The organism is Komagataeibacter sucrofermentans DSM 15973 (assembly GCF_040581405.1).
Lineage (GTDB): Bacteria > Pseudomonadota > Alphaproteobacteria > Acetobacterales > Acetobacteraceae > Komagataeibacter > Komagataeibacter sucrofermentans.
In genome coordinates this window covers 581,668-604,866 of record NZ_CP137157.1, presented here as the reverse complement: position 1 = coordinate 604,866, position 23,199 = coordinate 581,668, and the positions used below count along the sequence as shown (strand labels likewise).

The window sequence follows — 23,199 nt, the reverse complement described above, 5'->3', positions numbered from 1 at the left end:
CCCGTCCTGACGGCACGGGCCTCGTAACCTCACCCAGCATCGGGCTGCAGGGCCTCATGGGGATTATCTGTCATGGCTGGCGCCTCGTTGAAGAACAATTCATTGATAGTTCTCAGGCGCGGTCTTTTCCCGCAAAGGCTGCGTTTTTCCAAAGCTTTTTGAAAAAGGCCTCACCAAAAATATCCTGATGCTGCCAGGCTGCCACCTCAGCCGATTTCGCGCACGGCACCATAGATGTGGTACAGCGAACTCGCGGGCATGTAGCCATCAAGCGGCGCGCCATCCGCCCCCAGCCGGTCAAACCAGCCGCCGCGCAACCCGGGCGGCAGATAGGCCCGCGCAAAACGGGCGCAGGCCGGGGCCAGCAGGTCCTGTGCCCCGCCATCGCCCCCTGCGGCGCGGCGGGCAAGCTGGCGGATGAATTCGGTCTGCTGCCAGATGCGCGTCGTGGCTTCGAGTGGCGCGCCCTGATCGGTCACCGCATCACACACGGCCAGCGTGTCGGGGCAGACGCCATGGCGCATGCCAAACGCATGCAACTGCGCGGATGCGCACATGAAGGATGAGTCCGCCCCCTCCCCCGCAAGGCGTGCATATTCCGCCAGAAGCCACGCCCATTCAAACACATGTCCCGGCTCGGTCCGGTTCTGCCCCGGCGGCGCGCTCGGCTGCCACAGGGGCGTGAACAGTTCGCCCACCGCGCCGCCGGGCAGCATGAAATGCCGCATGCCCAACATCGCAAGGGCACGGGCATGATCGAGATACATTTCCCCGCCGCCAACCTCGGCCAGCGCCAGGAAGGCTTCAAGCAGGTGCATGTGCGGGTTCTGGCGGCGAAAATCATCCTGCCCCGGCACGGTATCAAGATAGCCACCGATCTGGGTGGTGCCGAACAGGGTGGTTATTTCATCCACTGTCTGCCGCGCTGTCTCCAGCCACGTCCGCTCGCCCGATAGCCGGTATGACCACGCGCAGGCATAAAGAATGAAGGCATGGGCATAAAGATCGCGCCGCGTATCCGCCGGGGCACCATCGGGGGCGAGTGAAAAGACCCAGCCCGGCGCGCCATCCGCCCGCCAGTAATGCTGGCGCACCTGCGCCATGCAGGCCAGCGCCGTGGCCCCGGCGGTCGTATGGCCATCATCGGCGGCGCGCACATAGGTCGCGATCTGACGGGCCTGCACCATAAGCCGCAGGGCGGGCGGATTGCACGGCACGCCGTCAAAGCCCAGCCGCTCATGAAACAGCCGCCGCACGGGGTCGAAGCCCGCATCGATCCATAACGGCAGGGCGGCCTGCGCCAGCCAGTGCCGCAGCCCGCCAAAAGGTTGCGCCTCCACGGGCCGCTCACCCATTGGCCTGCCCTGCCCCCGCGCGCCGGACCAGCGATGTGGTCGAACGGCCATCAATCAGGTCAATCAGGGCCACGCGGCCACCATAACCACGCACGAAGGGCGCACCCACCACCTGCTCTTCCGTATAGTCCGCGCCCTTGACCAGCACATCGGGGCGCAGGGCCCTGATGACCTCGATGGGCGTCTCCTCATCAAACAGCACCACAAGGTCCACATCACGCAGGGCGCCGAGCACGGTTGCCCGCGCCTGCTCATCCTGCACCGGGCGCGAAGGCCCCTTGAGGGCCGCAACCGAGCGGTCGGTATTGAGTGCGACCACCAGCCGGTCGCCCTGCCGGGCGGCGCCTCGCAACAGGGCGATATGGCCGGGATGCAGCAGGTCGAAACAGCCATTGGTGAACACGATGCGCGCGCCATGGTGCCGCCAGTCCGCCACGATGCGCGCGGCCTCACCCAGGCTGACAAGGTTGCCGTGGCCCGTGGTTTCCCCATTCAGGGCATGTTGCAGTTCGTGGCGCGAGACAGTGGCCGTGCCATGCTTGCTGACCGAGATCGCCGCCGCCGTGGTCGCGATGACCACGGCCGTCTCGAGCGGCAGCCCGGCGGAGAGCATGGTGGCGATGGTGGCCACCACCGTATCGCCCGCGCCGCACACATCAAACACTTCCGAACGCTGGGCCGAGACATGCCGCACGGTGCCCGCCTGCCGCCACAGCGACATGCCCTGCTCGGAGCGCGTAACCAGCACGTCGCCACCAAACTGGCTGCCTGCCGCGCGCGCCGCCGCCTCCACCTGCGCATCCGTGTCGGTGGGCAGGCCGGTGGCGCGGCTGATCTCGGCGCGATTGGGCGTAATCAGCGCGGCACCTGCGTAAATGCCGAATGTCGCGCGCTTGGGGTCCACGATCACAGGCACGCCACAGGCAGCCGCCCGCGCCATGATGCCGCGTATCACATTATCCGACAGCACGCCCTTGGCGTAATCCGAGCAGACCAGCACCCGGGCACCCGGCAGGGCCGCATCAACAGCGGCCAGCAGGCGTGCATTGATTTCAGCATTGAAGGGGCTGAGAATTTCCTCATCAATGCGGATGATCTGCTGCTGCCCGCCCAGAATGCGGGTCTTGGTGATGGTGGTCCATGCGGGGGCCACCACCCATGCGCCCGTGTCGATGCCGGACCAGCTGGCCAGTTTTTCACGCAGGGTACGGGCCGCGCCATCAGCGCCCACCACCCCGATCAGGCTGACCGGGGCGCCAAGGGCTGCCGCATTAGCCGCCACATTGGCGGCGCCACCGGGCGTTGCGTGCTCGCGCGCGTGCAGCAGCACGGGCACCGGAGCCTCGGGCGAGATCCGGTTGACCGAGCCGGTAATGTAGCGGTCCAGCAGAAGATCACCCACGACAACAATCCGGCCGGGTGTGAGTGTATCAATCATCCATGATCCATCAGGACAGAAAAAAGGCAGGCGCACGCGCTACCGCAGCAATAGGATATGGCGGCGTATCTGTCACGTCGCCCCGGCTGGATACGGCCTGCCCCGTGGAGGGATTTCAAAAACTTCTATCTGGCGCCTTACATGGCAGGCAGGATCCTGGTGGTGCCATCATGCTCGAGCATGTCGATGATGGCCGCCGCCGTTTCCTCCACCGAGCGATGGGTGACGTTGATGACCGGCCATTTATGCCGTGTGCACAGCCGCCGTGCCCACTGCAGTTCCTCCTGCACGTTGACCGGGTCGATATAGGGCTTGACCGAGGTTTCCGACATGCCGGGCGCTGCCATTGAGCGGCCAGGCAGCATCATGCCCACGCGCGAGCGGCGGATTTCGAGCAGGGTATGCGCATCAATGGTCAGGCCCACCACAAGGCCGGGAAAATGTTCCAGCCCCGCAGGCAGCGGCGCATGCGGCACAAGTGGAATATTGGCCGCGCGAATGCCCCGGTTGGCCAGATAAAAACAGGTGGGTGTCTTGGATGTGCGCGAGACCCCTACAAGCACCACCTCCGCGCGGGTCAGGTCGGTTGTTTTCTGCCCGTCATCATGGGCGATGACGTACTGCATCGCATCGATGCGGCGACGGTAGCTTTCATCCATCACGTACTGGCCACCGGGGTGGCGCTCGGCGGGGATGCCGGTCTGCTGTTCAAGGAAATGGATCGTGCCATCAAGGATGTTCTTGACCTGCACCCCAAGGCGCGCGCACCCCACCCGCAGCATGGTCTGCAATTCGGGCGATGTGAGCGAGGACAGGACCGGCCCCGGCTCGTGACTGATCCCGGCCAGCACGCGGCCGACCTGCACGCGCGTGCGCACGAGATTCCAGTTACGGAGGGAAAACTCGGCATCCTGAAACTGGGCCCCGCAGGCGCGCATCACCGCCTCGAGCGCCTGTCCCGTCGCCTCGGATACAAGATGCAGGATAATCGGCTGTTCGCTCATTGTCCTGCCTGACAGGCGCGCCGCTGCCCCAGGGCAGGCGACGCGCCATTTTTTTCAGTATCTATGCCACCATATGCACGTCAGGCGGGGTTGCCGACCTTGTTGCGGGTGGCAAGGGCCGCCTGTGCGGCGGCAAGGCGGGCCACCGGCACGCGGAAGGGCGAGCACGATACGTAGTCCAGCCCGACTTCATCAAAGAACGCGATGGAATCCGGGTCGCCGCCATGCTCGCCGCAGATGCCCAGCTTGAGGTCCGGGCTGGTCTGGCGCCCACGCTCCACGCCAAGGCGCACGAGCGCGCCCACGCCATCACGGTCGATGGATACGAACGGGTCGCGCGGCAGCAGGCCGTTATCAACGTAGTAAGGCAGGAATGAACCCGCATCATCACGCGACAGGCCAAAGGTGGTCTGGGTCAGGTCGTTGGTGCCAAACGAGAAGAAATCGGCATATTCCGCAATCTTGTCCGCCTGGATGGCGGCACGCGGCAGTTCGATCATGGTGCCGATGTAGTAGTTGAGGTTGGTGCCCTCTTCCTTCAGCACGCGGGCGATCTCGTCTTCCGCAGCGCGGCGGGTGGTGGCCAGTTCGGCCTGCGTCGCCACCAGCGGGATCATGATCTCGGGGCGGATGGGCTTGCCGAGTTCCTTCTCCACAATCACGGCGGCCTGGATCAGGGCACGCACCTGCATGGCATAGATTTCCGGGCTGGTCAGGCCAAGGCGGCAGCCACGGTGGCCCAGCATCGGGTTAGTCTCGGCCAGCGCCGCGCAGCGGGTACGAACCTCTTCCACGCCCTTGCCCAGCGCCTGCGCCACTTCAGCCATCTCGGCTTCCTCATGCGGCAGGAACTCGTGCAGCGGCGGGTCGAGCAGGCGTACGGTAACAGGCAGCCCGGCCATGATGCGGAACAGGCTGGCGAAGTCATCACGCTGGAAGGGCAGCAGCCCCGCAATGGCCTTCTGGCGCACCAGTTCATCATCGGCGATGATCATCTGGCGCACCAGCCCGATGCGGTCAGGCCCGAAGAACATGTGCTCCGTGCGGGCAAGGCCAATGCCCTCCGCGCCGAAGCGCCGGGCGGTGGCGGCATCATCAGGCGTTTCGGCGTTGGCGCGCACGCCAAGGCGGCGCACGCTGTCGGCCCAGCCCATGAGCGTGTTGAAATCATCGGACAGCGTGGGTGCTATGGTAGGCACGCGGCCCAGATAGACGGCCCCCGTGCCGCCATCGAGCGTGATCCACTCGCCCTGCGCGATGGTGTGCGCGCCAATGGTCATGGTGCCAGCGGCGTAATCGACATGGATGCTGCCAGCGCCCGCCACGCACACGCGGCCCATGCCACGCGCCACCACGGCGGCGTGCGAGGTCATGCCGCCACGGGTGGTGAGCACGCCACGGGCAGCGTGCATGCCGTGCACGTCCTCCGGCGAGGTCTCGATACGCACAAGAATCACGTCCTCGCCCTTGGCCGCCCGCGCCTCGCATTCCTCGGCCGAGAACACGACCGCACCGGCAGCCGCCCCCGGCGATGCAGGCAGGCCGCGCGTAAGCTGCACGCGCTCGGCCTTGGGGTCGAGCGTGGGGTGGAGAAGCTGGTCGAGCGAGGAGGCCGGCACGCGGCGGATCGCGTCCTCCTGCGTGATCAGGCCTTCACGCGCCATGTCGATGGCGATCTTCAGCGCTGCTGCGGCGGTACGCTTGCCGCTGCGGGTCTGGAGAATGTAGAGGACGTTGCGCTGGACGGTGAATTCGATGTCCTGCATGTCCTTGTAATGGGTTTCCAGCACGGAGCGCACGCGCATCAGCTCGGCGTAAGCCTGCGGCAGGGTAGTTTCCATCGGGTGCTGGCCCGCCTCGGCGCGCGCACACGCCATGGGCTGCGGCGTGCGGATGCCCGCCACCACGTCCTCGCCCTGCGCGTTGATGAGGTATTCGCCGTAGAAAATGTTCTCGCCCGTGGACGGATCGCGCGTGAAGCACACGCCCGTGGCGCAGTCATCGCCCATGTTGCCGAACACCATGGACTGCACGTTGACCGCCGTGCCCCATGAGGCCGGGATCTCGTGCAGCTTGCGGTAGGTATTAGCGCGCGGGTTCATCCACGAGCCGAACACCGCCCCGATCGCACCCCAGAGCTGGTCCTGCGGGCTGGTGGGGAATTCGGTTCCGGCATGGGTGCTGATGAGGTGGCGGTAATCGGCCACGATGGTGCGCCACTGCTCTGCCGTGATGGCGGTATCGTCTTCCACCTTGCTCGCGCGCTTGAACTGCTCGAGCACATCCTCGAAGTGATGGTGGGGCACGCCCATCACCACCGAACCATACATCTGGATGAAGCGGCGGTAGCTGTCCCATGCGAAGCGGGCATCGCCGGAGGACCGGGCCAGACCTTCCACCGTCTCGTCATTGAGGCCGAGGTTGAGCACGGTATCCATCATGCCCGGCATGGACACGCGCGCGCCCGAACGCACCGAAACCAGCAGCGGGGCGGCTGCATCGCCAAAGCGCAGGCCCATCGACTGCTCGACCCGGCGCAGCGCCTCGTTCACCTGCGCCTCAAGCTCGGCGGGGTATTTCCGGCCATTTTCATAAAAGGCCGAACAGACTTCCGTTGTAATGGTGAAGCCCGGGGGCACCGGCAGGCCGTTTGCCGCCATTTCCGCCAGGTTGGCGCCTTTGCCGCCCAGAAGGTTGCGCATCTCCGCGCGCCCTTCGTTCAGGCCATCTCCGAAGCTATAAACCCATTTGGTCATGTCTGTTCGTTCCTACGCGCGCCCGTCTGTCAAGGATAACGCCTGCTCCGGCACAGGGTAAAAACAGACGACCGTGCTTTTTAATATTGTTTGTTGTTGGCAGGTCCGGGTCGTGAATTTAACCGGCACGGGCAAGGGCGGGCAATCACTATTTTCACCGGCCACGGGTTGCCGGGCTGCGCCGCCATGGGCGCGTGGGGCAGGCTGCGGCGCAGGCAATCAGAATAATATACTTTAATTATAATGGGTTATTTTTAAAAATTCTGACATGAACCCTATAAGGCCCACCAACGGGACACTCATTATATTATTTTTAATAATTTTAGTTATTTGTTTTGTGGATAATTTTTTTGGCCTGCAAAACACCTGTTTTTGCTGCATTGCATTGTGCATCGCAGCAAAAGCATTGCGCATCGCACAATAAAAAATGTAATTACAAAAATAACCCGATCAATTCTTCAAAAAATACTTTTAAAACACCCTTAATTATGTTGACACCTTACCGTGCTTTCCAGAAAAATTGCTGACGGCCACACAAAAACAAGAAGTCCGGTCAACATGAAAAAAACCATACTCCTCCTGCTGCCCTTTGCCGGGCTGCTGTGGGTGCCGCTATATAACCGGCACGATCCGGTGCTGCTCGGCTTCCCGTTCTTTTACTGGTACCAGCTTGCCTGGGTGCCCGTAACCTCCGTCCTGATCTGGATGGCGTGGAAGGTGGACAAACAGTCATGAGCGCCTCCCTGCCTGACAATGCCGCCATTGGCGTGTTTATCCTCTTTTTTGTCGCAACCATCGTGCTGGGCAGCACGGTGCGGTTCTGGCGCCCGCTGCTCAACCGCCGCAAGGCCACGACCCATCACAGCCAGGGCGAGGAATGGGGGCTGGGCGGGCGTGAGTTCGGCGCCTGGGTGACATGGTTTCTGGTGGGGGGTGATTTCTATACCGCCTACACGGTCATCGCGGTGCCCGCGCTGGTCTATTCCACCGGGGGGTTCGGCTTTTTCGCGCTGCCCTACACCATCATTGTCTATCCGTTCATCTTCGCCGTAATGCCAAAGCTGTGGACCATCGCGCGCGATGGCGGCCACGCCACGGCGGCCGATATCGTGCGCGCGCGCTTTGGCAGCCGCACGCTGGAACTGGCGGTGGCCATAAGCGGGCTGGTGGCGGTGCTGCCCTATATCGCGCTGCAGTTGATCGGCATCCGCACGGTTGTCGAAGCGCTGGGCTATACCGGCATGCTGCCGCTGCTGTTCGCGTTCGTGTCGCTGGCCGCCTATACGTGGCTGGGTGGCCTGCATGCGCCAGCGCTGACCGCGTTCATCAAGGATGTAATGATCTATATCGCCGTGCTGGCGGCGGTCATTATCGTGCCGATCCACCTTGGTGGCTATGGCGCCATGTTCCATGCGGCGACGGAACACCTGCCCGCCATCCCCGGCGGCCGCATCGTGTCACAGGACCAGACGGTACCCTATGCCACGCTTGCGCTTTCATCGGCTTTTGCCGCCTTCCTTTACCCGCATACGCTGACCGGCATTCTGGCGGCCAAATCCGCCGATACCATCCGGCAGAATGCCGTGTTCCTCCCCATCTACACCATTGTGCTCGGGCTGATCGCGCTGCTGGGGCTGATGGCGCATGCGGCGGGAATCGTAACCACGTCATCCTCGCAGGTGGTGCCGCAGCTGTTTCTGGCCATCTTCCCCTCATGGTTCGCGGGCTTCTGCTTTGCCGCCATTGCGGTGGGGGCGCTTGTGCCTGCCTCGGTCATGGCGATTGGCGCGGCCAACCTGATCATGCACAACATCCTGCCGCGCCATAGCGAATCGGTCACCGGCTCGCGTCTGGCCGGGCTGGGCGTGAAAGTGGGCGCGCTGGGCTGCGTCGTGTTCCTCAACGCCAAGTTCGCGATCGACCTGCAACTGCTGGGCGGCGTCATCATTCTCCAGACCTTCCCTGCGCTGATCATGGGCCTGCTGCCGCTGCGGCTGTCAGCCCCCGCACTGATTGGCGGCTGGGCTAGCGGCTCGCTGTTCGGGCTGGGGCTGTGCTGGCTGGATGGGCTCAAACCCGTGCACCCCATTGCGTTTGGTGGCTTTTCGGCTTCCGTTTCAACTGGACTGCTGGCGCTGGGCGTCAATATCATGGTGACGATGGTGCTGGGCAGCGTGATCCGGCTGGCGCTGGGGGCATCGCCCTCCACCCTCCAGCCCCGCCAGAACATGCGGCGGCAGGGCTGAGAAGTGACCGTGCCATTCGGTCTGCACTGACATAAAGCATTTTGGGGCGCCGTCTTTTTTTAACAAAAGCGGTGCCTCCTGAAGCTTTTTGAAAAAAGTTTCACCAGAAACCCCTGTCATTTCCTGTAATCGGGACATAGCGGCACGCCCTGCAGGCGTGCCGTTTTTTATGCCTGCAATCAGGTCGCTGCTCGGGCTCCGGCGCATCCTGACGCCCGATCGGGCGTGACTTGCCGCCCCTATCTGGCGTCACACGCCTTTATCCTGATGAAGCCCCTGCCGGTCTGCCAAACGATGGCAGGGCGGGGAAAGACACATAAAAGCCCTGCACAGGCACCGCACAAGCCGGAAACCGGGTCAGATGGCCTGCATATCGGGGTGCACATGCGCCACCTCGGGCATGACCTTGCGCCCCTGACGGGCAAGCTGTCGCAGGATGCACACCACACCGGGCACGCAGTTACCGCACTGGGCCCGACAGCCCTTGGATTCATAGACTTCTTTAGGCCTGACCGCGCCATTGCGGGCGGCGGTCTCTACGTCCGTGTCAGTCAGCATATTGCAGGAGCAGACAAACATTTATCCATCCCATTCATGATGTGGGAGCACCATAATCACGAATGAGAACAAATCGCAATACAATTAACCCCAAAAAAAACAGCGCGGGCAGGACAGGCAGTCATATGCATTATGCCATTTTCATTTTTGTTACGGGCGATAACATTTTGTTTTTGACAAATGCACCATGCACGATGACGGCAGCCGAGAAATCCAATACCCATATATCTTCTTCCCATGATGCAACGGTTCACACGCATGCAGCAGTATTCCGCGCCTGAAACGCGCGCCCTTCTCCCCTTCCCTGCCCTGATCGATGCCCTGGCACAGGCGGCGCGTGATACGGCTCAGGGCCAGATCCTGTGCCCCGAGCGCACCACCATCCGCACCAGCGACCAGCGCGGCGCGCTCATGAGCATGCCCTGCGTGGCTGATGACATCATGGTCACCAAACTGCTGACCCTGTTTGCCAGCAATCCGGCCCACGGATTGCCCGCCATACAGGGGCAGGTCATCTGCGCCGAAGCGCAGGCCGGGCGCTTTCTGTTCACGCTTGATGGCCCCACCGTCACCATGCGTCGCACTGCCGGCATCAGCCTGCTTGGCATCCGCACGCTGGCGCACGGCCCCGTGCAGCGCGTGCTGCTGATCGGCACCGGCACGCAGGCCATCGCGCATCTGCAGGCCCTTGATGCCATCCATCCCGGCATTACCATTGTCATACGCGGGCGCACGCCCGAGCGGGCGCGGGCCTTCTGCGCGGCGCACGCCATGCCAAGCCTGAACGTGCGCCCCGAACAGGCGCATGAAGATCCCTTTGATGTGGTGCTGACGCTCACGGCCAGCACATCGGTCATCTATAATGAACCCGCCCGCGCATCCTGCCTTGTCATAGGCGTTGGCGCCTACCGGACCGACATGGTGGAAATTGGCCCCACCACCATTGCGGGTAGCGCCCTTTATGTTGATGACCCGATCGGCGCCCCGACGGAAGCGGGCGATCTGTATCAGGCAGGCGTGGACTGGCAGACCGTCCATCCCCTCTCGCTGGCGCTGCAAGGTCGCATTCCGCCTGCGGAGCAGCCTGTGCTTTTCAAATCCGTCGGGTGCGCCGCGTGGGATCTGGCCGCCTGCCGGGTAGCCCGCCTGCAGGGAGGATAAACGCCCTCTCCATCCGCAACCCGAACCGATTCTGCCGTAACCGCGCCGATTCCAGTCCTTTCACCCGCCATCCGGGACAAGACAGCCCCCGACATCAGCAGCCGAAACAACAATGGGGCTCCAGGCTGCGACATGAGTCAGAAATGCAACCGGCACACAGGCGAGCGTATCTTTTATATCACGCTTTCCATCGATATACGGGAATAGGCAATATATTGATTTCATTTTGTTATTACAAAGAACCAAATAACTTTCCACCCACTGTCAACTACGAAAACGCCTTGAGAAAGCGAAGGGCGCAGGAAATTTATAATTTATTGAAAATAAAAGATATTACAGGATCATGCCTGGAAATTTCCAGGGCGCCATCAGTTTCGTCTCATGCAAAGTTAACTTAAAGTAACATCCAACATTGTGTTGCAGCGCCGCAACATATCTCCTGCGCAATGATCGGGGGGGTGCTTTTCCCTCTCGCAAATTATTACGCGCCGCTAATAAATAGCATCACGAGCTATGGATTGCGGGGCACTCGATGAACAGACGCACTTCTCTTTTGATTACGACTATCTGCTCTTTTGTTTCCTATGGAGCGATGGCCGCCACACCATCTGGTAGCGCGACAACAGCGGATCAGAAGGGAAGCACCGTACGGGCGCACCACACTGCAACCGCACAGGCGCACAGCCGTGCCAGCACTACCCTCAAGGCCGCCAAGACCGATAATGGGGGCGTGAACAGCTCCGGTGTCGAGCAGATCAGCGTCTCCACCGGCACGCACTCCACCAACCGCAAGGCGCGTGACAGCATGAGCCCGGTCTCGGTCATCAGCGGGGCGGCCCTGCGCCGCTCGGGCCAGATGAACCTTGCCGATGCGCTGACCCGCACCAATGCCTCGATCAATGTCACCGCGATGGGTGCCGATGCGGGCGCGCTGACATCCGCCATCCGCATGCGTGGCCTGAACCCGAACGAAGTGCTCGTGCTCGTTGATGGCAAGCGCCGCCACACCACGGCCAACCTGTATGCGGATTCAGGCCCGGAATCAGGCTCCACTCCGGTTGACCTGAACATGCTCCCCGCCAATGCCATCGACCATATCGAAGTGCTCGAAGATGGCGCGGCCGCCATGTATGGCTCGGATGCGATCGCGGGCGTGGTCAACATCATTACCAAAAAGCAGGATCATGGCCTGAACCTGAGCGGCCAGACTGGCGCCAACGCCTATAATGGCGATGGCTGGAACTACCAGCTCAACGCCGATGGCGGCATGAAGCTCGGCCAGGACGGTTTCCTGCATATCAGCGGGCAGATGTACCACACCGATCATTTCGTGGCCAACAACGCGCATGATCACCGCCTGCTTGGCTCCCAGCCCGCCAGCGCCTCCAGCGGGACCTATACTGGCCCCAATGCAGGCAAGATCGCTACGAACTCCAACAAGATCATGAGCACGCCTGAAGAAACGCGTGAAAACCTGGCGATTGAATGGGGTAAGCAGTTCACCCCCGGCATCAATTTTTACGGGCTTATCACCTATGCCCATCGCCACTCGGAAGCTTATGAAAACTACCGCACGCCTTCCGTAGGCGGTAGCTGCACCGCGTGCGAAAGCATCGCCCCTTATGGTTTCTCCCCGCTGGAAACCATGGAAGAAAACGACTTTGCCGCCACGCTGGGCCTGAAGGGTAACAACTTCATGGGCTTCAACTGGGATCTCAGCACGACCTATGGCGAAGATATCGACAAGATCGGCAACAAGAACACCCTGAACACCAGCTACGTTAATACTTACGGCTCCAGCCCGCGCAAGGCGCGCGCCGAGACCTACAGCATGGCGCAGTGGACCAACAACATTGACTTCCGCCGCCATTTCGATATCGGGCATGCCGTGCCCATGACGCTGGCCTTCGGCGCTGAAGAGCGCATGGAATCCTACAACATTACAGCAGGCAACCCCGTCTCCTACGAAAATGGCGGCACGCAGGGCTATGCCGGTATTTCACCGGGTTCGGCTGGCACGTGGTATCGTGATATCTGGTCTTGGTACCTGGATGGCGACTTCCACCTGACCAAGAAGTGGGAACTCGATTTCGCGGGTCGACTGGAGCATTACACCGACGTCGGCAATACCGAGAACGGCAAGATTTCAACACGCTATAACTTCAACAAGCGCGTTGCCATCCGTGGCACCATCAGCACCGGTTTCCGTGCGCCCACACTGGCTGAATCGCACTTCAGCGCCGTCAACGTCTCGCCCACCGGTGCAAGTGGCCTGCTGGCCGCCGATTCCTCAGCCGCACAGGCCATTGGCGCGACCAAGCTGAAGCCCGAGCGTTCGACCAGCGTCAGCGGTGGTATCGTGCTGGAGCCCGTCGATAACTTCCATGTGGAAGCGGACGTGTACCAGATCAACCTGCGTGACCGTATTGTTCAGGATACGAACTTCGGTGGCTCCACCCCTTATGGCAATACGACCCAGGGTGAAGTCGCAGCACAGGCCATTGCCCAGTTGGCTTCGCTGCCGACCGGCTTCTCCGGTTACGATAACGTTTATGCCGATTACTTCACCAACGGTGCCAGCACCCGCACGCAGGGCGTGGACATCAAGGCGGATTACCTCTTCCGCTTCCACAAGTATGGCAATCTGGCGCTGTCGATGTCGATCGACCTCAACCGCACGCGCCTGCACCATAACGGCTCGAACCTGAACCTGGCGGATATTGCCTCGATCACGTCTGACAACCCGCGCAGCAAGATCATCCTGAACGCCTACTACACCTACAAAAACTGGGACTTCAACATCCGTCAGACCCGCTACGGCCAGACGACCTCCATGCTGCAGTACCAGGACTGGGGCCCAACCGGGCTGCAGTACTCCAACAACGCACTGCAGCAGTTCATCAACACCCCGCACTGGCTGACCGATATCGAGATTGGCGTGCGGTTCCAGAAGAACTGGCACTTCGCTGTTGGCGCGAACAACGTGTTCAATGTCCGCCCGCGCATGATGTCACAGGAACTCAATGCCCTTGGCGCCATGCCGTATGATGAGAACTCGGCGCAGATCCCCATCACGGGTGGCTACTACTACGGTCGCCTCAACGCCAACTTCTGATCGTTTCCATCTTTCCTGATGACAATGCCCATGGTGAAAGCCATGGGCATTTTCTGTTCTTCTGCCGGGTTTCAATCCACGTGCGGTTGTCGCGCTGCCTCATGGCGGCTCTTTGCCCAATTGCCATTCTCACGGGCGTTGCATACCCTGAATTCGTCCTTTTCCTGCAGCTATGCCGCCAGCGTGCAATCTGCCTGATGATGCGGGTTTTTCCCGCATATCAGCCTGTCCTTTCGCCGCTTTTATCGGACGCAGCCAGAACGGGAAATAACATTATCCACTGGAATTAAGAGGGGAAATCTATATATCTCCTCTCATGCGCCTGACCCTGCATACCGATTATGCCCTGAGAACCCTGATCTATCTGGGCATCCATACCGACCGCCTGACGTCGATCAGGGAGGTCGCGCAGGCTTATGGTATTTCGGAAAATCATCTGATCAAGATCATCCACAGGCTGGGACAGGGCGGCTTTGTGGAAACCATCCGTGGGCGCAATGGCGGCCTGCGGTTGGGCCGGCCTGCCGCGCAGATCGTGATCGGTGATGTCGTGCGCTATACGGAAGAAGATATGGGACTGGTGGCCTGCATGCAGCCCACACCCCCTGAAGGCGTAACCCGCAAGGGCTGCATCCTGAGCGATGTGTGCCGCCTGCGCGGCGTGCTTAATGAAGCGCTGGGGTTATTCATCTCGGTGCTGGACCGTTATACGCTGGCGGATGTCATGACCGACCGGGAACGCAAGATGCTCGGCGCCCCGCTTCCTGCCTGAGCACGCCTGAAGCCCATGGCGCGCAGACGGTAAATTCCATTTTACCATCACCGCCCGCCCTCGGCACGGAGCAGGCCAAGAGGGCGGGAAAGTCCGGTTTTCCGTGAAGAAATCTCCATGTTTTTGCCACCTTGATGGAAAATCAGCTTTTGCACGTTCGGGGCGTTAGTGATACCTGAAACGATTCTTGCACGCCTGCACGTGGAATATATACTTGACGAAACTCTAAGGAACAGATTGTCCATGGCTTATGCTACGACCAACCCTTATACTGGTGAAAAGCTGAAGACTTTCCCCGATGCTACGGATCAGGAAGTCCAGACCGCGCTGACCGATGCTTATGAGGCCTTCAAGGCCTGGCGCCACACCTCGTTTGCCAAACGTGCGGAAGTGATGAAGGCCGCAGGTGCCATCCTGCGTCGCGACATTGACAAATATGCCCGCCTGATCACGCTGGAAATGGGCAAGACGTATGCGGAATCCAAGGCCGAGACCATCCTGTCGGCAGAGATCTTCGAATACTACGCCGAACATGCCGAGCGCCTGCTGAAAGCCGAGAAGCTGCCGGTCGCCAACCCCGCTGAGGGCGAGGCCATGATCATCCACCAGCCGCAGGGCATCGTTTTTGCCATCGAGCCGTGGAACTTCCCCTACTATCAGGTAGCCCGCATCATCGCGCCGCAGCTTTCCGCCGGTAACACGGTGCTGCTCAAGCATGCCTCCAACGTGCCGCAGTGTGCCGCAGCCTTCGATACGCTGATGCAGGAAGCCGGCCTGCCCAAGGGTGGCTTCCGCAACCTGTACGCCGCCCGCCACCACACCGAGGTGATCCTGAGCGATCCGCGCGTGTGTGGCGTGGCCCTGACCGGCTCCGAAGGTGCTGGCGCCATTGTGGCAGGCGTTGCCGCCAAGGCGCTCAAGAAATCCACGATGGAACTTGGTGGTTCCGACGCATTCGTGGTGCTGGAAGATGCCGACCTGGAAAAGACCGTGAAGTGGGCCGTGTTTGGCCGCCACTGGAATGCGGGCCAGGTCTGCGTCTCGGCCAAGCGCCTGATCGTGGCTGATGCGATCTATGACCGCTTTGTGGAGCTGTACAAGAAGGGCGTGGCCAGCCTGAAGGCTGGCGACCCGATGGACCCGGCAACGCAGCTGGCCCCCCTCTCCTCGCAGAAGGCAGCCGATGACCTGCGCGCGCAGGTTGAAGAAGCCAAGAAGCATGGCGCTGTTGTGGAAGTGATTGGCGCACCCGTGCCGGAGAAGGGTGCCTTCTTCCAGCCTCTGCTCATGACCAACCTGCACGAGAACAACGAAGCCCGCCACTGGGAGTTCTTTGGCCCCGTAACGCAGCTTTACCGCGCCAAGGACGAGGCTGATGCCATCCGCATCGCCAATGACTCGCCCTACGGGCTGGGTGGTGCTGTCTTCACAAAGGACACCAAGCGCGGCGTCAAGGTGGCCGAGCAGATCTATACCGGCATGGTCTATGTCAACCATCCGACCATGGTGAAGGCCGACCTGCCGTTTGGCGGCGTGGCGCGCTCGGGCTACGGCCGTGAGCTGATCGGTCTTGGCATCAAGGAATTCGTCAATCACAAGCTGATTGACGTTGTGGACATCGACGCCCCGTTCTGATCCGCACAGATCGGTTAAAAACCGGGCACTGGCTGAGGCATGACGCCTTGCCAGTGCCCGTCCGGGCCGCTGGCCGCAAAATACCCTAAAAAACAAAAAAGTTTTGGGTGAAGCTTTTTTTAAAATGCTTCAGAGAACCTTACTTTTAAAAAACAGAACCTGAAATTTTATTATTTCAATTCAATCACGTCATAACCCTCCTGGGCAAAAACATAGCGCGTATCGCTCCTTCAATGCCCAGATGCGCTCCATGGAACAGCATGGCCACGCACGCCACCCCAGGTAGCAGATAAAGCCATAACCGCGGCGGCACAGGCCCGCACGCACGCCCCAGCACCAGGCCCGCGGCACAGCCAACCACCCCACCTGTCACGACCTCGAACAGGGTATGGGTATGCAACGCCACGCGGGTGCACGCCACGGCAATGCCAATGCCCGATAACGGCACCAGCATAAGAGCTGGGAAACGCATGAAATACCGCCGTCCCAGCAGAACAAGAAGCCCGCCATACACCATGCACGCCGCTGCAACATGCCCGCTGGGGCTGATAATGGCGGCCTGTTCACTCGCGGCATAATAAAGACCGGCTATTTTAAGCAGCAGCATGACCGCCAGCATCGCGGCGGCTGTAACCGTCCAGACCACAACGCCGCGCCACCAGCCGTACACAACCATGATAAGGGCCACAGTTATCATCACCGGCAGCATCACGGCCTGATCGGCAAAATCGGTGATGAAATGCAGCATTATGATCCTGGGTCCCGTTTTGCGCCTGTCGTGCCTATCACAGACACTCCCCGCTCGCTAGCGAACACCGTTTCTGCCGCGCCAGGATTCATTGTGGGGCCTGCCATAAGGCGCTATCTGCTATGCCTGTAGTATGCGCTACTGGATCAAACGGATATTGCTGCAATCAGGGGAAGTCGTGACCGAATGCGAACTTCGCGCTGATCAGAACCTCTTCAACGGTCCGGTTCCCGTGGTGGGTGATATGGTGAATGTTGAATGCCGTGGCCGCACATTCGCAGCAAAAGTCATCTGGGGTCATTGGCCAGGCAGAAACCATGCGCCAGACATGATCGTTCCGCTGCGGGTAGAAGAACACGGCTTTGATGCAGCAAAAGCGCCGGAGCGTTTTCCGCCCCGGCGCAAAAAGTAAATATTATAGAGAGATACTTTTTTACTGCACCGGCAGGACAAATATTTCCTGCGCTGACAGTATTGCAAAGACCAACCCCGGCGACCCTGCACCCCTCAATGGGGATGCAGACACCGCCGGAGCCTGAAAAGCCTTTAGGGAGTCTTGGGCAGTTCCTTGCCCATTTTTTCCACCTGTTCGGCGGTTACACCGTGGTCGCCACTGCCAAACGTGGCCGTGACATAGTTGACCACGCTGGCAATCTCGGCATTGCTCAGGCGCTCCACGTCGGAGCTCTGGTTGAAGGCAGGCATATGCACATGCACCCCGCCCGCATTACGGTCCACGCCATTGAGCACGGCCATAATCAGGTCATCGGGCCGCGCTGAGCCAACCACCGAGTTATGGAACAGCGAGGGTGCATAATGGTCAGCCGTGCCCGCGCCGTTACTGCCATGACAGGCCGCGCAGTTTGCATCATAGATGTGCGCGCCGTCCATCGGGTCAAGCTTGTCGATGCGGGTGAGTTCACCCGAGCGGACATCCGCCTCTTCAAGCGGCTTGCCAAACTGCTCACGCGGGCTGCGCTCGGCCTCGTCATCCTTGGCAGGCACCTGCAGGATGTAGGCTGCAAGCGCATGCAGGTCATCATTGGTCAGGTGACTGGTGCTGTGCTCCACCGCCTCGCCCATCGGGCCGGCTGCCTGGCTCAGGCCTGCCACATGGCCGGTCTTGAGGTATTCAACGAGGTTGTCCTCGCTCCAGTTGCCGATGCCGCCCGTCTTGCTGGAGGTAATGTTAGGGGCATACCACCCGAGCAGGCTGGCACCTGCAAGGTAGCTGTCCTCTTTCTCGCTCAGCATGATGTTGCGCGGCGTATGGCAGGTACCACAATGCTCAAGGGCACGGGCCAGGTATTTGCCCCGGCGCAGCTTGTCAAAGGTGGCGGAATCCCCGGTTTCGGGGGGTTCGCTGGTGGCCACCATGTTCCACAGGCCCATCGTGATGCGCAGGTTGGCCGGGAAGTTGAGCGATGTGACCGGCGGCGTCTCGGCCACCGGCTTCACGCCATGCATGAACCAGGTATACAGCGCCTTCACGTCATCATCCGTCATGCCGGCATAGGACACGTAGGGCATGGCGGGATAAAGCCGGCTGCCATCACGGCGAATGCCATGACGCAGGCTCTTCTCGAAATCCTCTTCCGTGTATTTGCCAATGCCATGATCGGGATCAGGCGTGATGTTGGTCGTCACCACATCGCCCATGGGCGTGGTGATCTTCAGGCCACCTGCAAAAGGCTTGCCGCCAGGGGCGGTATGACAGGCAACGCAGTCGCCTGCCGTGGCGATATACTCGCCACGGGCCATGAGGTCGGCAGAAGGATCATCCGCCCGCGCGGGAACGGCAGAAAATGTTGCAAGAGCAGTGCCTGCGGTCAAAACCGACCACAGGATCTTGCGCGTCACGTCAGGCATGGGCGAGTTCTTTTTTAAGCGTATCAGCCACGCGCAGGGCAAGTGCGGCGACTGTCAGGGTGATGTTGCCGGTTCCGACCGAAGAGAAAACGGACGAACTCGCGATAAACAGGTTTTCGTGGTCATGCGTGCGGCAGAAGCCGTCCACCACGGAATCCTTCGGGTCGGTGCCCATGATGGTGCTGCCTGCGGGATGATCCTGCGGGAAGTAGCCCGGCGTCCATTCCTCATCCGTACCATGCATGAGGCCGATCAGGTCACGGAACAGGCCGCGCGTGTGCTCGCAGCTCTTCACCGTATATTCGGGCAGCTTGTAATAGACCTCGGGGTGCGGAATGCCGAGAATATCCTTGTTGGTCTTGCTCAGCGTCAGGCGGTTGTCCGGGTCGGCAAGGCCTTCGTTATGGCTGAACAGGCGCACCGTGTGCGAGGCGAGATAGCGGATCTGCTCCTCAAGCTCACGCCCGACATACCCCTTGGAGATGGCAAGCTGCGTGGCCAGGTCAACCTGGTTGTCATCAACCATGTGCACCAGATACGCGCCACGCTCGTTGCGCCAGTCACCATCGCGGAAATTGTCGATCACGTTGGTTTCCAGCGGGCCACGACCGGGCCACAGGGCCTTGTCGCCACTGATGAAGCTCACCTGCACGCCGGTGTGGTCCATCATGTTGCGACCGACATGGCCCGAACTGTTGGCGATGCCGTCCGGGCTCTGCTCATCGGCGGAGAACAGCATGAGCTTTGCGGTCTCGATGCAGTGCGCCGCAATCACGAAATACTTGCCGGTCACGCGGTGCGACCCCTTGTCGGGATCATAATAATGCACGGCGGTGACGCGCTTGTTGGCGCTGTCACGCTCGATTCGGTACACCACGGCGTTGGGCACGAACTTCGCCCCTGCCGCCTCGGCATGATAGACGGAGTAGCTGCCGTTATACATCGCCCCGATCGGGCAGATGGGCATGCAGTTGTTATGCCCCTCGCAGGTCGGGCGGCTGTCATACGGGCGGGTGTTGCGGGCCTGCGGCTCATGCACCACGCGATACGGCGTCTTTTCCGAAATCAGCTTGCGGAACTGCTGGGCCGCATAGGAAATGGGCAGCGCATCCATCGGGTAGGGCTGCTTGCGCGGTGAGCCGAGGTCTTCCACCTTCGGGTCCGGGCCGCACACGCCCATCATCACCTCGGCCTGGTAGTAGAACGGCTCGAGATCATCATATTTCAGCGCCCAGTCACGGCCCTGGCCATAGCGGGTCTTGAGTTCAAAATCCGATGGCAGGTAACGCCACGCGCAGCCAGCCCAGTGCCAGGTGGTGCCACCCATCATGCGCAGGTAGACCTGCTGGTAGGCCTCGGCATCGGGGCCGGTGGTGTGCAGGTAATCGTTGGGGGTAACCTGATCGGGCGGATGACGCGCCCACGGCACCGTCGGGAACGGCCCCTGATAGGAGGGTTTGTTCTCGAGGTTGCGGAAGTTCTCGACAAAATGCTGGCGGTCGACCCGTGGCCCCGCTTCAAGCACGATGACGGAAATACCCGCGCGCGCCAGTTCGTTGGCAATGGAGCTGCCAGCGACGCCGGAGCCGACGATTACGACGTCGGCAGATAGGTCTTGTTCGGACGGCATAAAAAGGCTCCGGATATCAGGTAGGTTCGATCACGAGTTTCGAAGGCGAAAGAGCGGGTTCACCAGTGGGAACAGCCACTTCCGGCGGGGTCTGGGTCCAGTAGAACGGACCACCCGTTGCATAGGTCTTGGGGTAGATCGCATCCTTGGTGATGTCGAACATCAGCGCGGAGCGATAGACCACGACCTTATGGTCGGCCAGGCCGCGATACCAGCCGGTCATGATATCCTGAATGACATCCTTGAACACGGGATCCTGATGCTCGGCGGCGGAGGCGAGCGCGCGGGCGGAGGCAAAATTGCCGCCGGTCATGAAATCATGCAGCTTCTGGATCTGGTCACGCCGCTCGGGCACGGCGTGGATGATGCCCGCATACAGGGCATGACCAATGCGCGGATCAAGCGTGTCACGATCCGTCAGGCGCTGCGACAGGGCGAGGAACAGCGGTATGACCGTGTCTTCCTCTGCCGTGGCGGCCATGCCCTGCCCGCTGCCCGTAACGACAACGGCAGCCCCGAACGCACCGAGCAGCGCATCGCGGCGCGTCATGCGCAGCGCCCGGTTCAGTCTGATGGTATTGGGGGTGGAACGATGAATACTGGTAGGAAAACAGGGCCGGTCTGCAGCCATCTAGCGTCGCCTCTCATGCACGTTGGTCCAGCAGGAATGCCGGAAGACAGGCATGGCCGTGCGGGATGCAATAGTGTTTATATCGATACCGCCACTTACTGCAGTCCTGCAACCTTTTATACCCCTATCTACGCGTATAGCAGCTTCACGTCTCACGAGTAAAAGTAGCGGCTGCCGCAGGCAGGACATGTTTTGTAAAAATATAGTGACAGGATCAGACCGCCAGCCAGCACAACCGCATGGCCGCGCCCCGGCGAAAGAACCATGAATGACAGCCGTTATAACAGCATCATGCGTGCTGATTATAAAACACGTTTAATATGCATTGAAAAAGTATCATTACTATTTCAGTTTTTCATGTACACGATGCTCCCATACCCGTTCATTTCAGGCCCTGATCGAGCCACGATCACGCCCCAGACAGTAAGTATTGCGAAATGGCTGCCCTAGACATGTCATCCATCAGCTAAAACAATACGGAAATAAACGGCACGACCGTAATGCTCCATTTCATCAACATATTGCAGATACGCGCCACTCACGCAGCGTGGCTGCCAGTTGGCCAGGTTCATGACTTCCTATTTCAATGTAATGCCCGGACAGACCTGATGCCAGAAGCCATGGTTGAAGGTCAGGACGTTGCCAAACCCGTCAGATGCGCCCCGCATTGCACCAAACGAGGTGAAATACTTGCCCGAATAGTTGACCGTGGTGTGCAGCACGTCCTTTATTTGCACAATATGCCATGCCATCATGTCATTGCAATAGACCACCGATGTGCCATCTGAATAGCTTTCATGGCCCCTGGAGAGAGTGCCGTCGACATTGCCCTCAGGATGACAGTATTCGGATTCCGCCATGGCGATCTGGCCGGGCAGCCTGCACCAGTCATAACATGTAAATAAAGCCCGGAAAGCAGACTGTCATGACAGGAAAGACAATCGCAAAAGCGGCTTTACTCCTTTTGCAGGAGAACTTTCATTAAACTGTCACATAGAATTCCCGGTCAAGCGCCGTTCTGGCCGGTCGCCCTGCATTGCCCTACGCGCGTTCTGGCTTAAAATTGGCGCGCGCTTTTAAAGGACAGAGGCATGCTGACCCGTAGACAGGCCATGACAGGCACATTGATGAGCATGGCGGCGCTGACCACAGCCCGGCAGGCTTTTGCAAACCCTTCCCTGGCGCCGGTGCCTGCTGTCATGGCGCATCGGGGGGCATCGGCCCTGCGGCCCGAACACACGCTGGCCGCCTATGCCCGCGCCATTGCCGATGGGGCGGATTATATCGAGCCCGACCTCGTGCCCACCCGTGATGGCGTGCTCGTCGCCCGTCATGAAAGCAATATCGCAGACACATCCGATGTGGCCAGCCACCCGGAATTTGCCAGCCGCCGTCGCACCATGACCATTGATGGCAAGGCGGAAACCGGCTGGTTCACGACCGATTTCACCCTGGCCGAACTCAAGACCCTGCGCGCCAGGGAACGCCTGCCCGCCCTGCGCGCCCACAACACCCGTTATGACGGGCATTTCGATATTCTAACCTTTGAGGAAGTGATCGACTTTGTCGCAGCCGAGGCCGCAACCCGCGGGCGCATGATCGGGCTGATACCCGAAATAAAGAATTCAACGCATTTCCATAAACTTGGCCATACGCCGGAGGAGACGTTCCTGCACGTCATCGCCGACCATGACTACACCCGCTACTGCCCGCTCGAGGTCCAGTCCTTCGAGACGGCGAACCTGCGCGCGCTCCATGGGCGGGTGCAGGCCATCAACCCGCAGGCGCGGCTCATGTTCCTCATGGGCAGGCGCACGGAAACGGTGCCTGACACGCTGGGCACGGCCAGGCCGGTCACCTTTGGCGATTTCATGACCCCTGATGGCCTGCGCGGCGTGCGGGCCTATGCCGATGTCATTGGCCCCTCGAATGATGACATCATGCCGCGTGATGCCTCCGGCGCGTGGCTTGCGCCCACCAGCCTGATTGATGATGCCCATGCGGCGGGCCTGCTGGTGCATTCCTACACCTTCCGCCCCGAGAACCACTTCCTGCCCGCCCAGCTCCGCAATGGCGAGGGCGACAGCGCGCGCAACGTGCCCGGAGCAATTGCCGAAATACGGCGTTATCTGGACCTGGGGCTTGATGGCTTCTTTACCGATGACCCGGCCATAGGCCGCATGGCGCTCCGCATGCAGTAAAGGGAACATATGTTTCATAGGCACTGCCGTTTTAAAAAAAGCAGTGTCTATCGAAGCTTTTAAAAAAAATCCTTACCAGA

General features: G+C 60.5%; 18 protein-coding genes. 8 read left to right on the top strand and 10 right to left on the bottom strand.

Going from position 1 to position 23,199, the window contains the following annotated elements; genetic code table 11:
* Positions 1–206 precede the first annotated feature (206 nt).
* From R5N89_RS02840 to ppdK, 4 genes are all read right to left on the bottom strand, one after another.
* Entirely contained in the window at positions 207–1,355 is a 1,149-nt protein-coding gene (locus tag R5N89_RS02840) for an AGE family epimerase/isomerase (protein ID WP_110567092.1), read from the bottom strand.
* Positions 1,348–2,793 (bottom strand): D-glycero-beta-D-manno-heptose 1-phosphate adenylyltransferase, encoded by a 1,446-nt coding sequence (gene rfaE2 / locus R5N89_RS02835; RefSeq protein ID WP_110567090.1) that lies wholly within the window; start codon positions 2,791–2,793, stop codon positions 1,348–1,350. The genes R5N89_RS02840 and rfaE2 overlap by 8 nt, the downstream gene beginning before the upstream one ends.
* A 137-nt stretch (positions 2,794–2,930) precedes the next feature.
* Positions 2,931–3,797: a pyruvate, water dikinase regulatory protein gene (locus R5N89_RS02830; protein WP_110567088.1), complete on the bottom strand. Its 867-nt coding sequence runs from the start codon at positions 3,795–3,797 to the stop codon at positions 2,931–2,933.
* A gap of 80 nt (positions 3,798–3,877) precedes the next feature.
* Positions 3,878–6,553, bottom strand: a complete 2,676-nt coding sequence (ppdK, locus tag R5N89_RS02825) for a pyruvate, phosphate dikinase (protein ID WP_110567087.1) — start codon at positions 6,551–6,553, stop codon at positions 3,878–3,880.
* A 558-nt stretch (positions 6,554–7,111) separates the two neighbouring features.
* Here ppdK and R5N89_RS02820 point away from each other — a divergent pair.
* Together R5N89_RS02820 and R5N89_RS02815 are read left to right on the top strand one after the other, a co-directional pair.
* Entirely contained in the window at positions 7,112–7,288 is a 177-nt protein-coding gene (locus tag R5N89_RS02820; RefSeq protein WP_110567085.1) for a DUF3311 domain-containing protein, read from the top strand.
* Positions 7,285–8,799, top strand: coding sequence for a sodium:solute symporter (locus R5N89_RS02815; protein WP_110567083.1), 1,515 nt, complete (start codon positions 7,285–7,287; stop codon positions 8,797–8,799). The genes R5N89_RS02820 and R5N89_RS02815 overlap by 4 nt, the downstream gene beginning before the upstream one ends.
* 357 nt (positions 8,800–9,156) lie before the next feature.
* Here R5N89_RS02815 and R5N89_RS02810 read toward each other — a convergent pair whose 3' ends face one another.
* Positions 9,157–9,378, bottom strand: a complete 222-nt coding sequence (locus tag R5N89_RS02810) for a bacterioferritin-associated ferredoxin (RefSeq protein ID WP_208624615.1) — start codon at positions 9,376–9,378, stop codon at positions 9,157–9,159.
* A 237-nt stretch (positions 9,379–9,615) separates the two neighbouring features.
* Here R5N89_RS02810 and R5N89_RS02805 point away from each other — a divergent pair, with 237 nt between their 5' ends.
* The 4 genes from R5N89_RS02805 (at position 9,616) to R5N89_RS02790 (ending at position 16,040) form a co-directional block, all read left to right on the top strand.
* Positions 9,616–10,518, top strand: a complete 903-nt coding sequence (locus tag R5N89_RS02805) for a delta(1)-pyrroline-2-carboxylate reductase family protein (protein WP_110567082.1) — start codon at positions 9,616–9,618, stop codon at positions 10,516–10,518.
* 532 nt (positions 10,519–11,050) lie between these two features.
* Positions 11,051–13,633 carry a TonB-dependent receptor plug domain-containing protein gene (locus R5N89_RS02800; RefSeq protein ID WP_373320442.1) on the top strand — a complete coding sequence of 861 codons (2,583 nt, stop codon included), beginning with the start codon at positions 11,051–11,053 and terminating at the stop codon, positions 13,631–13,633.
* Between the two features lie 316 nt (positions 13,634–13,949).
* Positions 13,950–14,405, top strand: coding sequence for an Rrf2 family transcriptional regulator (locus tag R5N89_RS02795; protein WP_110567080.1), 456 nt, complete (start codon positions 13,950–13,952; stop codon positions 14,403–14,405).
* Between the two features lie 243 nt (positions 14,406–14,648).
* Positions 14,649–16,040 (top strand): NAD-dependent succinate-semialdehyde dehydrogenase, encoded by a 1,392-nt coding sequence (locus tag R5N89_RS02790; RefSeq protein ID WP_110567078.1) that lies wholly within the window; start codon positions 14,649–14,651, stop codon positions 16,038–16,040.
* A gap of 184 nt (positions 16,041–16,224) precedes the next feature.
* Here the strand turns inward: R5N89_RS02790 and R5N89_RS02785 are convergent, their stop codons facing one another.
* A complete protein-coding gene (locus R5N89_RS02785) occupies positions 16,225–16,788 on the bottom strand; it encodes a phosphatase PAP2 family protein (RefSeq protein ID WP_110567076.1) in 564 nt (187 codons plus the stop codon).
* Between the two features lie 133 nt (positions 16,789–16,921).
* Between R5N89_RS02785 and R5N89_RS02780 the strand changes: the two genes are divergently transcribed.
* Positions 16,922–17,200 (top strand): hypothetical protein, encoded by a 279-nt coding sequence (locus R5N89_RS02780; RefSeq protein WP_110567074.1) that lies wholly within the window; start codon positions 16,922–16,924, stop codon positions 17,198–17,200.
* Between the two features lie 134 nt (positions 17,201–17,334).
* On the opposite strand, the gene R5N89_RS02775 is transcribed toward R5N89_RS02780, so the two are convergent.
* The 4 genes from R5N89_RS02775 to R5N89_RS02760 form a co-directional block, all read right to left on the bottom strand.
* Positions 17,335–18,657 carry a cytochrome c gene (locus R5N89_RS02775; protein ID WP_110567072.1) on the bottom strand — a complete coding sequence of 441 codons (1,323 nt, stop codon included), beginning with the start codon at positions 18,655–18,657 and terminating at the stop codon, positions 17,335–17,337.
* On the bottom strand, positions 18,650–20,287 hold the full coding sequence (locus tag R5N89_RS02770) for a GMC family oxidoreductase (RefSeq protein ID WP_110567071.1): 1,638 nt from the start codon (positions 20,285–20,287) through the stop codon (positions 18,650–18,652). Before R5N89_RS02770 ends, R5N89_RS02775 begins: the two co-directional genes overlap by 8 nt.
* 16 nt (positions 20,288–20,303) lie before the next feature.
* A complete protein-coding gene (locus tag R5N89_RS02765) occupies positions 20,304–20,918 on the bottom strand; it encodes a sorbitol dehydrogenase family protein (protein ID WP_110567069.1) in 615 nt (204 codons plus the stop codon).
* A 578-nt stretch (positions 20,919–21,496) separates the two neighbouring features.
* Entirely contained in the window at positions 21,497–21,778 is a 282-nt protein-coding gene (locus R5N89_RS02760; RefSeq protein WP_208624614.1) for a hypothetical protein, read from the bottom strand.
* Positions 21,779–22,009: 231 nt separating this feature from the next.
* Between R5N89_RS02760 and R5N89_RS02755 the strand changes: the two genes are divergently transcribed.
* Positions 22,010–23,119, top strand: coding sequence for a glycerophosphodiester phosphodiesterase family protein (locus R5N89_RS02755; RefSeq protein ID WP_110567067.1), 1,110 nt, complete (start codon positions 22,010–22,012; stop codon positions 23,117–23,119).
* Positions 23,120–23,199: the final 80 nt, after the last annotated feature.